At 69.8% G+C, this 1069-nt stretch carries 1 protein-coding gene and 1 pseudogene; one reads left to right on the top strand and one right to left on the bottom strand.

Going from position 1 to position 1069, the window contains the following annotated elements:
• Positions 1-178 precede the first annotated feature (178 nt).
• Positions 179-400, top strand: coding sequence for a hypothetical protein (locus IY392_RS07765; protein ID WP_107757320.1), 222 nt, complete (start codon positions 179-181; stop codon positions 398-400).
• 177 nt (positions 401-577) lie between these two features.
• Here the strand turns inward: IY392_RS07765 and IY392_RS19155 are convergent.
• Positions 578-1069 (bottom strand): annotated as a pseudogene (locus tag IY392_RS19155) (hypothetical protein); the annotation flags it as partial.

Below are 1069 nucleotides of genomic sequence, written 5' to 3'. Positions count from 1 at the left end.
GGTCGTACCTCGGGCCGGTCGGCACGTTCGTCGGGGCCGGGATCGGCGCCGGGGTCGGCGCATGGCTAGGCGAGAGCGCCGCGGACAGGGTCTACGACACGCTGACGCAGGGGGAGGCCGCCGACACGCCGGGTAACACGAGTGGTCCGGAGAAGAACACGAACAGGGGTGGAAACTGATGGCAACGGGCGAGAGCCGGGAACCCGGAAACGAGTTCGAGCACGGAAGCGAGGACATTCCGTTCTCCCGGTGGGGAGACATCAAGATGCGGTTCGTCGCCAGCTGGCGACAAGACCACATCAAGAGGTACGGCATGTACTTGTGCGTCATCTGGTTTGTCGGGTTGATCGGATACGAACTCGTCATGCGCCTGCTCGAGGCGTTGGGTCTCGCCGGGTGAGAGTTGCCGTGTGAAGGTTGCCGGGGTGAGGGCTGCCGGGTGAGGGCTGCCGGGTGAGGGCTGCCGGGTGAGGGCTGCCGGGTGGTGCCGAACCACACAGCTCGTCGATTCCGGGGCGGCGGGGCAACACCTCCCGGGCGATTGTCGGGTTCTTTCGCGCCGCATCATGGCCGGTGGTCACGTGGCGTTGTCGCCTCCGGTATCTCGCCGTCCGATGACCCGGCTGACCACCGGCTGCTCCTGCTTCTGTTCGGTCTCGACGTTCTCGGGCGGCGGAGTCCTCCCCAGAACCGCGGGGGCGACCTTGACCGGTTCCCCGAGGATCTCCGAGGTGTTGGTGGCGTTGGTCAGATACGCGGCCGGCGTGTGACCGCGACGGCCCTCGTTCTGGCCGGTCGCCGCGGCGCCCATCATTCCCATCGGCATCATCCCTGCACGACTGGCGTGGGCCCCGCCGTTCGACGACGAGAACGCCCCCGCGGGCGCACCCGCAGATGCCGAACCCGCCGCCATACCGCCGGCCCCCGGCGCTCCGGCCGTGGGGCCTCCCACGCCGGGGCCACTGATCCTGGGGCCGCCCGGGGTTCCGAAGCCCGCCAGCGTTCCTGCGCCACCCATCCTTGCCGCCCCGGCTCCTGCTCCCGCGGCTCCGGCGCTTCCGCCGAGCAC

Source organism: Dietzia sp. SYD-A1, assembly GCF_015356725.1.
In the GTDB taxonomy this organism is placed as follows: Bacteria; Actinomycetota; Actinomycetes; order Mycobacteriales; family Mycobacteriaceae; genus Dietzia.
This window is presented reverse-complemented; position numbering and strand designations above follow the sequence as displayed.

Coding starts and splice junctions, on each gene's coding strand:
- IY392_RS07765 (WP_107757320.1), top strand. CDS start 179: ATGGCAACGGGCGAGAGCCGGGAACCCGGAAACGAGTTCGAGCACGGA.